Here is a 14078-nt window from a genome sequence, read left to right on the forward strand (position 1 = left end):
TGAGCAACAGCGTCTGGCAAACGAGCAGGCGGCCCGTCAGGCTCAGATGGAGGCGGACTACAAGGCGTGGCAAGCCAACCAGCAAGCCGAGCAGCAACGTGCGGAAGAAGCGCGGGCCGCAGCGCAGGCGGCGCAGCAGGCTGAGCAACAGCGTCTGGCAAACGAGCAGGCGGCCCGTCAGGCTCAGATGGAGGCGGACTATAAGGCGTGGCAAGCCGCCCAAGGCCGGCAGCAGGCCAGCTATGCACCCCAGGCGCAGCCCTACATGATATCGGTGCGCTACGCGTACTAAGCTGAAGCACGACGGAAGCTTTGATCATCGAAGCTTCCGTCCGTGCCGGACGCAATGAAAAGGGCTCGCGGAAGCGAGCCCTTTGAATATCCGCAGCCGGCCGTTTAACCGGACAGCGCCGACACCGCAAACGTCATCGCATCAAGCGATCCGCTTGGCCAGTTCGACTGCCTTGCCGATATACGAACCCGGCGTCATGGCGAGCAAACGATCCTTCGCATCTTGCGGAATCGCGAGGCCGGTCACGAACGTTTGCAGCGCTTCGCGCGTGATGCCCTTGCCGCGCGTCAGTTCCTTCAACTGCTCATACGGGTTCTCGATGCCGTAACGGCGCATTACCGTTTGCACCGGCTCGGCGAGCACTTCCCAGCAATTGTCGAGATCTTCGTTCAGACGCTGCGCATTCACTTCGAGCTTGTCCAGACCGCGGATCAGCGAGTCGTAGGCGAGCAGCGAGTAGCCGAACGCGACGCCCATATTGCGCAGCACCGTCGAGTCGGTCAGGTCGCGCTGCCAGCGCGAAATCGGCAGCTTGTCGGCGAGGTGGCGCAGCGTGGCGTTGGCGAGGCCGAGATTGCCTTCCGAGTTTTCGAAGTCGATCGGATTGACCTTGTGCGGCATCGTCGACGAACCGATTTCGCCGGCCTTCGTGCGCTGCTTGAAGTAGCCGACCGAGATGTAGCCCCATACGTCGCGGTCCAGATCCAGCAGGATCGTGTTGGCGCGCGACACGGCGTCGAACAGTTCGGCCATGTAGTCGTGCGGTTCGATCTGGATCGTGTACGGATTGAACGTGAGCTTAAGGCGCTGTTCGACCACTTCGCGCGAGAACGCTTCCCAGTCGAATTCCGGATACGCGGACAGGTGCGCATTGAAGTTGCCAACCGCGCCGTTCATCTTGCCCAGCAGCTCGACCTTCGCGATGCGGTCGATCGCGCGTTCCAGACGCGCGGCGACGTTGGCGATTTCCTTGCCGAGCGTGGTCGGGCTGGCCGGCTGGCCGTGCGTGCGCGACAGCATCGGCTGTTCGGCTTGTGCATGAGCCAGCGCAACGAGGCGCTGATGCACCGAGCGCAGCGCCGGCAGAATCACATGTTCACGTGCGCCGGCGAGCATCAGGCCGTGCGACGTGTTGTTGATGTCTTCCGAGGTGCAGGCGAAGTGAATGAACTCGCTCGCGCGTTCCAGTTCTTCCTGCCCCTTCACCGATTCCTTCAGCCAGTATTCGACTGCTTTCACGTCGTGATTCGTCACGCGTTCGATGTCTTTGATGCGCGCGGCGTCGTGCGCGGTGAAGCGCTCGGCCAGTTGCAGCAGGAATTGTTCGGCGGCTTCGGAAAAACGCGGCACTTCGGCGAAACCGGCGTGCGAGAGCGCGATCAGCCAGTGGATTTCAACCGTCACGCGATTGCGCATGAAAGCGGCTTCCGAGAGCCAGTCGCGCAGGGCTTCGGTTTTCGAGGCGTAACGGCCGTCGAGCGGGGAGAGCGCGTTCAGCGCGAACAGGGTGTCGGGGCGGGTGTCGGACATGATGGGGGCGTGAGCGCTCAGAAGGCGGATCGGGAACGGAGGGAACCGCGAATTTTACCACTCAACCCGGCGGCGCCACCCCGCGCCGCTAGAATGCTGACTTCCTCCCTCCCGTTGGCAGCAGGCTTTCGCATGGAACTGAAATGGCTCGAAGACTTCGTTTCGCTCGCGGAAACGCGTAGTTTCAGCCGCTCGGCTGAATTGCGTCATGTCACGCAACCGGCGTTTTCGAGGCGGATTCAGGCCTTGGAAGCGTGGCTCGGCACCGAACTGATCGACCGTTCGGTTTATCCGACGCGACTCACTGCGGCCGGCCAGGTGTTCAACGAGCAGGCCCTCGCGATGCTGTCGCAGTTCCACGAGGCGCGCGCGCTACTACGCGGCCACACGGCCACGCCGCAGGCGACCATCGAGTTCGCCGTGCCGCACACGTTGTCGCTCACGTATTTCCCGCGCTGGCTGCAACGCATCGAAGCACAGATGGGCCCGATTCACACACGGCTGCGGGCGTTGAATGTGCACGACGCGGCGTTGTCGCTGGTGGAAGGCGGCTGCGATCTGATGATGGGCTATCACCATCCGAGTCATCCGGTCGCGCTCGATCCGGCGCGCTACGACATGCTCACACTCGGCAACGAGCCGATCAGCCCGTTCTCCGCGCCGGGTCGAGCGGGCAGGGCGCGCCACACGTTGCCGGGCACTCCCGAGGCGCCCACGCCCTATCTGTCCTACACGCCGAACGCGTATCTCGGCCGCATGACCGAGGTGATCCTCGCCAACGCGCCGGAGCGTCTGTATCTCGATCGGCTCTACGAAACCGACATGGCCGAGGGGCTCAAGGCCATGGCGCTGGCCGGTCACGGCATCGCCTTCCTGCCGCACAGCGCCGTGGAAGACGCCGTCGCCGACGGCAAGCTGATCCGGCTCGACCGCGCGACCCGTGGCACGCCTGAGGGGCAACTCACGCTAACCATGGAGATCCGGCTCTATCGCGACAAGCTCGTAGCGAAGACCGACGATGCGCGGCAGATACTCGTGCGGCAACTGTGGGACGTGGTGTCGGAGGAGCTTGCCCAACGCGCAAGCGCTGCCTGAGAACCTGCGTCCCCACGACGCGAATTTGCGGCTTATTGATGGTTATGCATAAAAAACATAATCGGATAATGAAACGGCATTGGATTTCAAAACGGCGTTTTTCGACAATGCTGTCACTCGATCAACGCCGGAGCGTTCATGTCATCCCAGCAACAAGCAGCACAATCCGCGTCAACGTTGCAGTCTGTTCCTTCCTACCTGAATAAAGACGACCTCGGCCCGTGGGGCAACTACCTGCGTCAGGTCGACCGCGTCGCGCCGTATCTCGGCTCGCTGTCCCGCTGGCTCGAAACCCTGAAGCGCCCGAAGCGCATTCTGATCGTCGATGTGCCTATCGAACTCGATAACGGCACGGTCGCGCACTTCGAAGGCTATCGCGTGCAGCACAACGTATCGCGCGGTCCGGGTAAAGGCGGTGTGCGTTATCACCAGGACGTGACGCTCTCGGAAGTGATGGCGCTGTCGGCGTGGATGTCGGTGAAGAATGCTGCTGTGAACGTGCCGTACGGCGGCGCGAAGGGTGGTATCCGTGTCGATCCGCGTACGCTGTCGCGTGGTGAGCTGGAGCGCGTGACGCGCCGCTACACGAGCGAAATCGGCATCATCATCGGACCGAATACCGACATTCCCGCGCCGGACGTGAACACGAACGAGCAGATCATGGCGTGGATGATGGACACGTACTCGATGAACCAGGGCCAAACGGCTACGGGCGTCGTGACGGGCAAGCCGATCGCGCTGGGTGGTTCGCTGGGCCGTCGTGAAGCGACGGGCCGTGGCGTGTTCGTGGTGGCTTCCGAAGCTGCACGCCGTATCGGTGTCGACATCGAAGGCGCACGGATTGCAGTTCAAGGTTTCGGTAACGTGGGCGGTATCGCCGCACGCCTGTTCCAGGAAGCCGGCTCGAAGCTGGTCGCGGTGCAGGATCACACCGGCTCGCTGTACAAGTCGACCGGTATCGATGCTGTTGCGCTGGCGGATTACGTGGCGAAGAACGGTGGCGTGGGCGGTTTCCCGGAAGCCGACGCAGTCACGAACGAAGAATTCTGGACAGTCGAATCGGACATCCTGATTCCGGCCGCGCTGGAAAACCAGATCACCGAAAAGAACGCCGGCAAGATCAAGACGAAGATCGTCGTAGAAGGCGCCAACGGCCCGACTACCACGGCAGCGGACGACATTCTGCACGACCGCGGCATCCTCGTGATTCCGGACGTCGTGGCCAACGCCGGCGGCGTGACCGTGTCGTACTTTGAGTGGGTGCAAGACTTCTCGAGCTTCTTCTGGACCGAAGACGAGATCAACCAGCGTCTCGAGCGCGTTATGCGCGAAGCGTTTGCCGCTGTGTGGCAAGTGTCGAGCGAGCAGAAGGTGTCCGTGCGGACTGCGGCGTTTATCGTCGCATGTAAGCGGATCCTCGAAGCGCGTGAATTGCGCGGCCTGTATCCTTGATCGATTGGCTTGAAACGGCGGCCCGCCACCTCGCGGGCCGCTGCGAATCCTTGCTTTGACGTGGTCCACAAGATCGCGTGTTTCACCCGGCGGGCGGCATCCTATCGATGCCGCCCGCCTTTGCGTATTCACCGTGTTTGAATTGCCCGGTTAAGCCGCCTGCATCCAGCGGCGGCGCGCGGGCGCAACAAACATGGTTTATAGCAATACTTTCAGAATAATTACTTTGCTAAACTGGCGCCGGTTCTTGCCAAGGAGATCACACATGAAGGTTAAAAAAGCTGCGCTGCTGCTCGCGACTCTCGGACTGTTTACGGTTGGCGCGCATGCGCAAGACGCTGGTACGCTCAAAAAGATCAAAGATACGGGCGTCATTTCGCTGGGTCACCGCGAATCGTCGATCCCGTTTTCGTACTACGACGACAAGCAGAATGTCATCGGCTACTCGCAGGAATTCGCGCTGAAGGTGGTGGAGGCGGTCAAGGCGAAGCTGAACATGCCTAACCTGAAGGTCAAGCTCACGCCTGTCACGTCGCAAAACCGTATTCCGCTGGTGCAGAACGGCACCGTCGACATGGAATGCGGCTCGACCACCAATAACGCCGAGCGCCAGCAACAGGCTTCGTTCTCGAACACGATCTTCGTGATCGGCACGCGCCTGATGACCAAGAAAGACTCCGGCATCAAGGACTTCGCTGACCTGAAGGGCAAGACGGTCGTCACGACCGCCGGCACGACCTCCGAGCGCCTGCTTCGCAAGATGAATCAGGACAAGAGCATGGGCATGAACATCATCAGCGCGAAAGACCACGGCGAGTCGTTCCTGACGCTCTCCACCGGCCGTGCTGCTGCGTTCATGATGGACGACGCGCTGCTGGCAGGCGAACGCGCCAAGTCGAACAACCCGGGCGATTTCGTGATCGTCGGCACGCCGCAATCGCATGAAGCGTACGGCTGCATGATTCGCAAGAACGATCCGGAATTCAAGAAGGTCGTGGACGACGCGATCGCGAAGGTCGAAACCTCGGGCGAAGCCGATCAGATCTACAAGAAGTGGTTCGAATCGCCGATTCCGCCGAAGGGCCTGAACCTGGCCTTCCCGGAAAGCGATGACATCAAGGCGCTCTACAAGAGCCCGAATGACAAGGCTATCGATTAAACCTTAGCTGTTTTTTTGAAACGCTGAACGAAACGGAAGGGGCCGCGCGCTTCTTCCGTTTCTTTTTGCTGGAGTCTTGGTCATGTCATATCACTGGAACTGGGGCATTCTGCTGAGTCCGGTCTCCACCGGCGAGCCGACCACCTATTTGGGCTGGCTGCTGTCCGGCTTCTGGGTGACGATTACCGTGTCGCTGTCGGCATGGGTGATCGCGCTGATCGTCGGTTCGTTGTTCGGCGTGCTGCGCACGGTGCCGAACAAATGGGCGTCGGGTATCGGCACGCTCTATGTCGCGATCTTCCGCAACATCCCGCTGATCGTGCAGTTCTTCATCTGGTATCTGGTGATACCGGAGTTGCTGCCTGCGTCGATAGGGAACTGGTACAAGCAACTGCCGCCGGGTGCGCAGTTTTTCTCGTCGTCGATTATCTGTCTCGGGCTCTTCACCGCCGCGCGCGTGTGCGAGCAGGTGCGCTCGGGTATCAACGCGTTGCCGCGCGGTCAGCGCGCCGCGGGTCTGGCAATGGGTTTCACGCAATGGCAGACGTATCGCTACGTGTTGCTGCCGGTTGCGTACCGGATCATCGTGCCGCCGCTCACGTCCGAGTTTCTGAATATTTTCAAGAACTCGGCGGTTGCGTCGACCATCGGTTTGCTGGATCTGTCGGCCCAGGCGCGCCAACTGGTCGACTACACGTCGCAGACGTATGAGTCGTTCATCGCGGTCACGCTGGCCTATGTGCTGATCAATCTGGTCGTGATGCAACTGATGCGCTGGGTCGAAGCCAAGACCCGGTTGCCCGGCTATATCGGAGGTAAGTGATGCATCATTTCGACTGGAGCGGTATTCCGGGCGCACTGCCTACGCTGTGGACCGGCGCTATCGTCACCATCAAGATCACGCTGATCGCGATCGTGATCGGCATAGTCTGGGGCACCCTTCTCGCGATCATGCGGCTGTCGCCGATCAAGCCGTTCGAATGGTTCGCCAAGGCCTACGTGACGGTGTTCCGTTCGATTCCGCTGGTGATGGTGCTGCTGTGGTTCTTCCTGATCGTGCCGCAGGTGCTGCAGAACGTGCTGGGTTTGTCACCGGATATCGACATTCGTCTGGCGTCTGCGATGGTCGCTTTCTCGCTCTTTGAGGCAGCGTACTATTCGGAGATCATCCGCGCCGGCATTCAGGCGGTGCCGCGTGGGCAGGTCAATGCCGCGTTTGCGCTCGGCATGAGCTACCCGCAGGCAATGCGCCTCATCGTGCTGCCGCAGGCGTTCCGCGCGATGGTGCCGCTGCTGCTTACGCAAGGTATCGTGCTGTTTCAGGATACGTCGCTCGTCTACGTGATCAGCCTCGCCGACTTCTTCCGCACCGCCACGAATATTGGCGACCGTGACGGCACGAATGTTGAAATGGTACTGTTCGCGGGCGCGTGTTATTTCGTGATCTGCGTGATCGCGTCGAGCCTCGTCAAAGGTCTTCAGAAAAAGGTCGCAAGATGATCTCTATCAAGAATGTTTCGAAGTGGTACGGCCAGTTTCAAGTGCTGACGGACTGCACGACGGAAGTCAAAAAAGGTGAAGTGGTGGTGGTGTGCGGGCCGTCGGGCTCGGGCAAGTCCACGCTGATCAAAACCGTCAACGGCCTTGAGCCGTTCCAGAAGGGCGAGATCGTCATCAACGGCCAATCGCTGACCGACAAGAAAACCAATCTGTCGAAGCTGCGTGCGAAGGTCGGCATGGTGTTCCAGCATTTCGAGCTGTTCCCGCATCTGTCGATCGTGCAGAACCTGACGCTCGCACAGGTCAAGGTGCTCGGCCGTTCGAAGGACGAGGCCACGACCAAGGGCTACAAGCTGCTCGATCGCGTCGGCCTGCGTGCGCATGCGGACAAGTTTCCGGGACAGTTGTCGGGCGGCCAGCAGCAGCGTGTGGCGATTGCGCGCGCGTTGTCGATGGACCCGATCGCTATGCTGTTCGACGAGCCGACTTCGGCACTCGATCCGGAAATGATCAATGAAGTGCTCGACGTGATGGTCGAACTCGCGCAGGAAGGCATGACGATGATGTGCGTCACGCACGAAATGGGCTTTGCGAAGAAGGTCGCGCACCGCGTGATCTTTATGGACAAGGGCTTGATCGTGGAAGACGACAAGAAGGAAGACTTCTTCGCGAATCCGAAGTCGGATCGCGCGAAGGATTTTCTGGCGAAGATCCTGCACTGAGGGTGTTGTAGGGCCACATTGGTTGGCGTGGCCCTGCAGAAAAAAAGCCGCTTCTTTGGAAGCGGCTTTTTCGTATCTGATGACGTTTCAGGCGTTCACGAACACCGCCCGACCCGGGTCAGGATTCGAAGGCGGCGGTGTCATCCGCGGCTTCGAGGTCGACCTCGGCCGTGGCCACAGCCTCGATCGAAGCAGCAATCGTAGTTGCCGAAGCCGATGCATCCAGCGCCGGATTGAGCAGCTTTTCCAGCACTGAAGCCGGCACCGGCACGTTGACCCGGCCGATCACTTCGCCGTGCTGGAACATCAGCAGATCGCCCGGTTTGAAGGCGGTCCACACTTCGTTATCGGTGAGCGGCTTGGTCGCAATCACGGCGACGCGGTCTTCTGGCGTGGTGTACTTGGCGAAATCGATCGACACGTCGGCATCGACCAGATGCGCGGTCGAGAACGGCCAGCGCCGCACGATGTAGTGCAGATGCGTCGAGCAATGCGCGAACAGCGCCTGGCCGTTCGACATCAGGAAATTGAACACGCCGAATTGCGTGATCTCGCGCGTGAGCGTTTCGAGCGCCTGGAAAAGTTCTTCCAGCGGCGGCTGGCAGCCCGGGAACGCCTTGCGCAAGCCTTGCAGCAGCGCGCAGAAGGCGAGTTCGCTATCGGTTGTGCCGACAGGTTGATAGACGCCATTTAGCGCCGGCGAATAATCTTTCAGGTCGCCGTTGTGCGCGAAGATCCAGTGGCGCCCCCACAGTTCACGCATGAACGGATGGCAGTTTTCGAGCAGGATGTGCCCCTGCGTCGCCTTGCGAATATGCGCGATCGTGTTCTTCGATTTGATCGGGTAGCGCTTGACCATCTCGGCGATCGGCGAAGTGGCCGACGATTGATGGTCGATGAACAGGCGGCAGGCTTTGTCTTCGAAGAAGGCGATGCCCCAGCCGTCCGCGTGGTGATCGGTGACGCCGCCGCGCGCCGCAAAGCCGGTGAACGAGAACGTGACGTCCGTCGGCGCGGCGCAGTTCATTCCGAGAAGTTGGCACATGTTGCGGGTAAGCCTGTGAACGGGGCGAGCCGTTACAATGATGATTTTCCAAGCATATCACCGAGCCAGAAGCGCCAAATAGCAAAATTGACGTGTGTTTAGGCTCCAGCGCTGCGAATTGCTGTGATTTGTACCGCTTCGAGCACGCCGATTTGCTTTTTTTGCCGCCGAATCTCGTTCCCCTCTCGCCATGACCGCTTCCAACGCCTCCCCCGATTCGATCGACTCCATCGACTCAGTTACGCTCGCCCGCCCGGACGACTGGCACCTGCACGTTCGCGACGGCGAGATGCTCGCTGCCGTGTTGCCGGACACCGCGCGCCAGTTCGGCCGCGCGATCATCATGCCTAACCTGAAGCCGCCGGTTACCACGACCGAGATGGCGCGGGCGTACCGCGAACGCATCGTCGCTGCGATCCCAGCCGGGGCGAAGTTCGAACCGCTGATGACGCTGTACCTGACCGACAACACGCCGCCCGACGAAATCCGCCGCGCGCGCGAAAGCGGCTTCGTGCACGGCGTGAAGCTGTACCCGGCGGGTGCCACGACCAATTCGGACGCAGGCGTCACCGACATCATGAAGTGCGCCAAAACGCTCGAAGTGATGCAGGAAACCGGCATGCCGCTGTTGGTGCACGGCGAAGTGACGGATTCGTCGATCGACCTGTTCGACCGCGAGAAAGTGTTTATCGACCGCGTGATGACACCGCTGCGCCGCGCCTTTCCGGCGCTGAAGGTGGTGTTCGAGCACATCACCACGAAAGATGCAGTCGACTACATTCGCGAAGCCGGCGTGGCGCCGGGGCTGCTGGGCGCGACGATTACCGCGCACCATCTGCTGTACAACCGCAATGCGATTTTCCAGGGCGGCATTCGCCCGCATTACTACTGCCTGCCGGTGTTGAAGCGCGAGACGCATCGCGTGGCGCTGGTCGAGGCGGCGACCTCGGGCAATCCGCGCTTCTTCCTCGGCACGGACAGCGCGCCGCATCCGAAGGGTTTGAAGGAGCACGCGTGTGGCTGCGCGGGTTGCTACACGGCGCTGCATGCGCTCGAGCTCTACACGGAAGCGTTCGACGAGGCCGGCGCGCTGGACAAGCTCGAAGGCTTCGCCAGCTTCTTTGGCGCGGATTTCTACGGCTTGCCGCGCAGCGAAGAGAAAGTCACGCTGCGTCGCGAAGAATGGACGCTGCCGGCTGAATTGCCGGTCGGCGATACGCCTGTTGTGCCGCTTCGTGGCGGTGAGTCGATTGGCTGGCGCCTCGTCTGAGGTTGCATTAGATGCAGGCGCAAGAGGCGGCGCGCGCGGACTTCGGTTTCGCCGATATCGATTGGTCGAAGCCGTGGTTTGCGCAGTTCGCGGCGCGTGGCGAGCGCTGGCAGCAGGGCGCGCTGACGAGCTACGCGGCCTTGCTCGCAGAAATGAATGCCGATGCCGGCGAGACGCGGCAGGTGACAGGGCGCGGCCAGCGCCTCGCATTCATCGCGCAGGACGATCTGCCGCCGGGTGCGGCTTACGAGGCGCACATCGCGTCGACGGGTTGCGTGCCGACGCGCCACAACCTGCATGACTTCTTCAACGGGTCGATGTGGTTTGCGTTTCCGCGGATCAAGGCGGCACTGAACGCGCGGCAGTCGGCCGCCATCGACGTGTTAGGCGTTGGTCCGACCCGAGGCGGCGTGCGCGATACGCTGACCTTGTTCGACGAAAACGCGTTGCTGTTCGCCTGCGCCGACCCGGCGTTGAGCGCGGCATTACGCGGGTTCGACTGGCAGACGCTGATGGTTGCTCACCGTGACGCCTGGGGCACACGCTGCGAAGTGCGCTGCTTCGGTCACGCGTTGCTGGAAAAGCTGATTGCGCCGTTCAAGGCCTGTACGGGCCACGCGTGGATCGTCGACGTGCCGTCCGAGTACTTCGAATGGGACGCTGCGGCACGCGACGCATGGCTCGACGAGTCTGTCAGCACGACACTCCTGAACACCGTGGATTTGACGAGCCGCATGTTTGCGCCGCTGCCCGTACTAGGGATTCCGGGCTGGTGCGCCGAGAACGAATCGCCTGCGTTTTACGACGACACGTCCGTCTTTCGTACAGGACGACGTTCGCGCTAAAGCCGTTCCCTATCCGCCACAGTGTTAAAATACGCCCCAGCAAAGCAGGCCAGGCAGTCGCGGCCTCTGCGGCTTCGGTCAAAGAGGGCGAGGAAAGTCCGGACTCCATAGGGCAGGGTGATGGCTAACGGCCATCCGTGGTGACACGCGGAACAGGGCAACAGAAAGCAAACCGCCGATGGCCCGGCGCAAGCCGGGATCAGGTAAGGGTGAAACGGTGCGGTAAGAGCGCACCGCGGCTGCTGCAAGGCAGACCGGCACGGTAACCTCCACCCGGAGCAATTCCAAGTAGGCTGGCTAGCATCTTCGAGATGCAGGACGGGGCCCCCGTCACGTCAGCGGGTAGGAAGCTTGAGCGCGTCAGTAATGGCGCGCCTAGAGGAATGACTGCTACGCGTGTCGCGTTTTCGGACGTGGCGCGTGCACAGAATCCGGCTTATCGGCCTGCTTTGCCACCCAACAAAAAATGCCGGCGTCCGTGTGGACGCCGGCATTTTTATTTTGACGCGCTGGTTTGGCTAAATGCGCGGTTATCCGTGCAGAAGCCGAAGCGCTGCGCTTATCTCGCTTAACCCGCGACGATATCGAACGAGTGCGTGAGCTCAGCGGTCTTCGCGATCATGATCGACGCCGAGCAGTATTTGTCGTGCGACAGGTTGATCGCGCGCTCCACGGTAGCCGGGTTCAGATTCTTGCCGGTCACGGTGAAGTGGAAGTGAATCTTGGTGAACACCTTCGGATCTTCGCTGGCGCGTTCAGCTTTTAACGTCACGGAGCAGCCGGCGATTTCCTGGCGGCTTTTCTTCAGGATCATCACGACGTCGTACGCCGTGCAGCCGCCCGTGCCGAGCAGAACCATTTCCATCGGACGCGGCGCGAGATTGCGGCCGCCGCCTTCCGGCGCGCCATCCATCGTGACCAGATGACCGCTGCCCGTCTCGGCCGCAAATGCCATCCCGTCTTGCCCCATCCAGCTAACTTTGCATTCCATGCTGTGCTCCACCGCGCTGCGCTTATATCGAAAACGCATTGTAGCCCGGTGTTTGCGCGTCCGCCCGAAGGGACTTTCGCTGGAACTTATGCCCGATGACCGCTTGCGTGTTGCGGTGCGGCATGTTTCGACGATTCGGGAATGCCCTGACGGGTTTAGGGGTTTTACTCTAGATGATGTCTGTGTATGCAGGTTCTTAAAATGGCATCTGTAATTGATTTTAAAGGAAATTTTGATTTTTTTGGTCAGATGATTTGTCTGCCACATTGTAAAATCGCATTTCACAATGCAAATGTTCTTGCGTCGCACAAGGGCGACTCATATAATCGATTCCATCGGTTGCAGCAGTTCTGCAACCTCCGCTGTCTCCTCCACCTCCTCCTTTGGTGGATTAAACCCGAACCGCTCGTTCGGGTTTTTTTTCGCCCGCGGCTTTGATCTCGCGAACGCCGGATTCGGGGCGAACGGGAAGGGCAAATGGCCATTTCCGGCTGTCGGATCGCCCGATTTCGCGCCCAAACCCCCGCAAGCTTTGACTCGGCGTGACAAATTCCTTTATAATTCAGAGCTTTTCCGCATCCGCGCCCGCGGAGGAAGAACCAGGGAGAGCCTGCACGCGCCTCGATGCGCACACTACAAGCAGGAAAAAATACATTGGGCGCAGCAATTTTTTTGGATCGATCATGAAGACGTTTTCCGCAAAAGCCCATGAGGTTACGCGTGAATGGTACGTGATTGACGCGACGGATAAGGTTCTCGGGCGTGTCGCCAGCGAAGTGGCACACCGTCTTCGCGGCAAGCACAAGCCTGAATTCACTCCGCACGTCGACACCGGTGATTTCATCATCGTTATCAACGCCGGCAAGCTCCGTGTCACGGGCAACAAGACTACGGACAAGAAGTACTACCGTCACTCGGGTTACCCGGGCGGTATTTATGAAACGACGTTCGGCAAGATGCAAGAACGCTTCCCGGGCCGTGCGCTCGAGAAAGCGGTCAAGGGCATGCTGCCGAAGGGCCCGCTCGGCTACGCGATGATCAAGAAGCTGAAGGTCTACGCTGAAGCAACGCATCCGCATTCGGCACAACAGCCGAAAGCGCTCGAGATCTAAGGGGAGCCCACATGATCGGTAACTGGAATTACGGCACGGGCCGCCGCAAGAGCGCCGTCGCACGCGTCTTCATCAAGGCTGGTAAGGGCGAGATCATTGTAAACGGCAAGCCTATCGCCGATTATTTCTCGCGCGAAACGTCGCTGATGATCGTGCGTCAGCCGCTGGAACTCACGAACCACGGCGTCACGTTCGACATCAAGGTCAACGTGAACGGTGGCGGTGAAACGGGTCAAGCCGGTGCGGTTCGCCACGGCATCACCCGCGCGCTGATGGACTACGACGCAACGCTGAAGCCGGAACTGTCGAAGGCTGGCTTCGTTACGCGTGACGCTCGTGAAGTCGAACGTAAGAAGGTCGGCTTCCACAAGGCACGTCGCCGGAAGCAATTCTCGAAGCGTTAATCGCTTCGTGTGCAATCCGGCTTTCGGGCTGGATTGCTGCAAAAGCCGCCAACGCTTTCGCGAAGGCGGCTTTTTTTATTGGTTCGCAGCCAGGCTTCGCGGTAAGAATTGTGTTGCCGAAGGTGTCGACGCAGCCTGTTCAGGCAAGCTGGTGGCGGCATCAGGGCCGACCATTGAATTTGCTGTAAGAACCCATTGATTTTGTGGGCTTCGGCACGATATCGAGATCAGCCCTACAATAGCGGTTAGAAGCTTTTTGGAGAGTTCGAATGAACGCAGTCACCGATACACCCGTGACCGAGATGCCCGCCCCCTTCGTTTTTACCGACGCAGCGGCTGACAAGGTCAAGCAACTGATCGAAGAAGAAGGCAATGCGGACCTCAAACTGCGCGTTTTCGTGCAGGGCGGCGGCTGCTCGGGCTTTCAGTACGGTTTTACGTTCGACGAAGCCGTCAACGAAGACGACACCGTCATGAACAAGAGCGGCGTCCAGCTGCTGATCGATTCGATGAGCTACCAGTATCTGGTCGGCGCTGAGATCGACTACAAGGACGACATCAACGGCGCGCAGTTCGTCATCAAGAACCCGAATGCTACGACCACGTGTGGTTGCGGTTCGTCGTTCTCGGTTTGATGGCTGATTAGTCGACAGGTTGTAAA

General features: G+C 60.2%; 15 protein-coding genes and 1 other RNA gene. 13 read left to right on the forward strand and 3 right to left on the reverse strand.

The features are described 5' to 3' along the window. A partial coding sequence (locus R8871_RS12245) for a hypothetical protein (RefSeq protein WP_407673146.1) occupies positions 1–292 on the forward strand: 292 nt, incomplete at its 5' end. 141 nt (positions 293–433) lie between these two features. Here the strand turns inward: R8871_RS12245 and purB are convergent. After that, positions 434–1822, reverse strand: coding sequence for an adenylosuccinate lyase (gene purB / locus R8871_RS12250; protein WP_054034504.1), 1389 nt, complete (start codon positions 1820–1822; stop codon positions 434–436). 132 nt (positions 1823–1954) lie between these two features. Here purB and R8871_RS12255 point away from each other — a divergent pair, with 132 nt between their 5' ends. From R8871_RS12255 to R8871_RS12280, 6 genes are all read left to right on the forward strand, one after another. Beyond that, a complete protein-coding gene (locus R8871_RS12255) occupies positions 1955–2917 on the forward strand; it encodes a LysR family transcriptional regulator (RefSeq protein ID WP_175050738.1) in 963 nt (320 codons plus the stop codon). A gap of 138 nt (positions 2918–3055) precedes the next feature. Further along, positions 3056–4369 (forward strand): Glu/Leu/Phe/Val family dehydrogenase, encoded by a 1314-nt coding sequence (locus tag R8871_RS12260; RefSeq protein ID WP_054034502.1) that lies wholly within the window; start codon positions 3056–3058, stop codon positions 4367–4369. Between the two features lie 265 nt (positions 4370–4634). Continuing rightward, positions 4635–5528 carry a glutamate/aspartate ABC transporter substrate-binding protein gene (locus R8871_RS12265; RefSeq protein WP_175050739.1) on the forward strand — a complete coding sequence of 298 codons (894 nt, stop codon included), beginning with the start codon at positions 4635–4637 and terminating at the stop codon, positions 5526–5528. A gap of 82 nt (positions 5529–5610) precedes the next feature. Next, positions 5611–6351 carry an amino acid ABC transporter permease gene (locus R8871_RS12270; protein WP_175050740.1) on the forward strand — a complete coding sequence of 247 codons (741 nt, stop codon included), beginning with the start codon at positions 5611–5613 and terminating at the stop codon, positions 6349–6351. Next, complete coding sequence (gene gltK / locus R8871_RS12275) at positions 6351–7028, forward strand: glutamate/aspartate ABC transporter permease GltK (protein ID WP_054034499.1); 678 nt, start codon at positions 6351–6353, stop codon at positions 7026–7028. Before R8871_RS12270 ends, gltK begins: the two co-directional genes overlap by 1 nt. Beyond that, the gene (locus tag R8871_RS12280; RefSeq protein ID WP_054034498.1) at positions 7025–7750 is read left to right on the forward strand and encodes an amino acid ABC transporter ATP-binding protein; all 726 of its coding nucleotides are present in this window, start codon (positions 7025–7027) and stop codon (positions 7748–7750) included. Before gltK ends, R8871_RS12280 begins: the two co-directional genes overlap by 4 nt. 118 nt (positions 7751–7868) lie before the next feature. On the opposite strand, the gene R8871_RS12285 is transcribed toward R8871_RS12280, so the two are convergent. Continuing rightward, complete coding sequence (locus R8871_RS12285; protein WP_175050741.1) at positions 7869–8795, reverse strand: class II glutamine amidotransferase; 927 nt, start codon at positions 8793–8795, stop codon at positions 7869–7871. A gap of 190 nt (positions 8796–8985) precedes the next feature. Here R8871_RS12285 and pyrC point away from each other — a divergent pair, with 190 nt between their 5' ends. The 3 genes from pyrC (at position 8986) to rnpB (ending at position 11365) form a co-directional block, all read left to right on the forward strand. Further along, complete coding sequence (pyrC, locus tag R8871_RS12290) at positions 8986–10065, forward strand: dihydroorotase (protein ID WP_175050742.1); 1080 nt, start codon at positions 8986–8988, stop codon at positions 10063–10065. An 11-nt stretch (positions 10066–10076) separates the two neighbouring features. Further along, positions 10077–10910, forward strand: a complete 834-nt coding sequence (locus R8871_RS12295) for a DUF3025 domain-containing protein (RefSeq protein WP_175050743.1) — start codon at positions 10077–10079, stop codon at positions 10908–10910. Positions 10911–10951: 41 nt separating this feature from the next. Continuing rightward, positions 10952–11365, forward strand: an RNA gene (rnpB, locus tag R8871_RS12300) — RNase P RNA component class A. A 113-nt stretch (positions 11366–11478) separates the two neighbouring features. Here rnpB and R8871_RS12305 read toward each other — a convergent pair. Further along, the gene (locus R8871_RS12305; protein ID WP_063497318.1) at positions 11479–11901 is read right to left on the reverse strand and encodes an OsmC family protein; all 423 of its coding nucleotides are present in this window, start codon (positions 11899–11901) and stop codon (positions 11479–11481) included. Positions 11902–12584: 683 nt separating this feature from the next. Here R8871_RS12305 and rplM point away from each other — a divergent pair. The 3 genes from rplM to erpA all read left to right on the forward strand — a co-directional run bounded on the left by rplM (position 12585) and on the right by erpA (position 14052). Beyond that, positions 12585–13013: a 50S ribosomal protein L13 gene (gene rplM / locus R8871_RS12310; RefSeq protein WP_090686673.1), complete on the forward strand. Its 429-nt coding sequence runs from the start codon at positions 12585–12587 to the stop codon at positions 13011–13013. 11 nt (positions 13014–13024) lie between these two features. Then, positions 13025–13417: a 30S ribosomal protein S9 gene (gene rpsI, locus R8871_RS12315; RefSeq protein WP_007180423.1), complete on the forward strand. Its 393-nt coding sequence runs from the start codon at positions 13025–13027 to the stop codon at positions 13415–13417. A gap of 269 nt (positions 13418–13686) precedes the next feature. Continuing rightward, positions 13687–14052, forward strand: a complete 366-nt coding sequence (erpA, locus tag R8871_RS12320; RefSeq protein ID WP_007180424.1) for an iron-sulfur cluster insertion protein ErpA — start codon at positions 13687–13689, stop codon at positions 14050–14052. Positions 14053–14078: the final 26 nt, after the last annotated feature.

The organism is Paraburkholderia sediminicola (assembly GCF_902859805.1).
Taxonomy (GTDB): domain Bacteria; phylum Pseudomonadota; class Gammaproteobacteria; order Burkholderiales; family Burkholderiaceae; genus Paraburkholderia; species Paraburkholderia sediminicola.

Coding starts and splice junctions, on each gene's coding strand:
- purB (WP_054034504.1), bottom strand. CDS start 1,822: ATGTCCGACACCCGCCCCGACACCCTGTTCGCGCTGAACGCGCTCTCC.
- R8871_RS12255 (WP_175050738.1), top strand. CDS start 1,955: ATGGAACTGAAATGGCTCGAAGACTTCGTTTCGCTCGCGGAAACGCGT.
- R8871_RS12260 (WP_054034502.1), top strand. CDS start 3,056: ATGTCATCCCAGCAACAAGCAGCACAATCCGCGTCAACGTTGCAGTCT.
- R8871_RS12265 (WP_175050739.1), top strand. CDS start 4,635: ATGAAGGTTAAAAAAGCTGCGCTGCTGCTCGCGACTCTCGGACTGTTT.
- R8871_RS12270 (WP_175050740.1), top strand. CDS start 5,611: ATGTCATATCACTGGAACTGGGGCATTCTGCTGAGTCCGGTCTCCACC.
- gltK (WP_054034499.1), top strand. CDS start 6,351: ATGCATCATTTCGACTGGAGCGGTATTCCGGGCGCACTGCCTACGCTG.
- R8871_RS12280 (WP_054034498.1), top strand. CDS start 7,025: ATGATCTCTATCAAGAATGTTTCGAAGTGGTACGGCCAGTTTCAAGTG.
- R8871_RS12285 (WP_175050741.1), bottom strand. CDS start 8,795: ATGTGCCAACTTCTCGGAATGAACTGCGCCGCGCCGACGGACGTCACG.
- pyrC (WP_175050742.1), top strand. CDS start 8,986: ATGACCGCTTCCAACGCCTCCCCCGATTCGATCGACTCCATCGACTCA.
- R8871_RS12295 (WP_175050743.1), top strand. CDS start 10,077: ATGCAGGCGCAAGAGGCGGCGCGCGCGGACTTCGGTTTCGCCGATATC.
- R8871_RS12305 (WP_063497318.1), bottom strand. CDS start 11,901: ATGGAATGCAAAGTTAGCTGGATGGGGCAAGACGGGATGGCATTTGCG.
- rplM (WP_090686673.1), top strand. CDS start 12,585: ATGAAGACGTTTTCCGCAAAAGCCCATGAGGTTACGCGTGAATGGTAC.
- rpsI (WP_007180423.1), top strand. CDS start 13,025: ATGATCGGTAACTGGAATTACGGCACGGGCCGCCGCAAGAGCGCCGTC.
- erpA (WP_007180424.1), top strand. CDS start 13,687: ATGAACGCAGTCACCGATACACCCGTGACCGAGATGCCCGCCCCCTTC.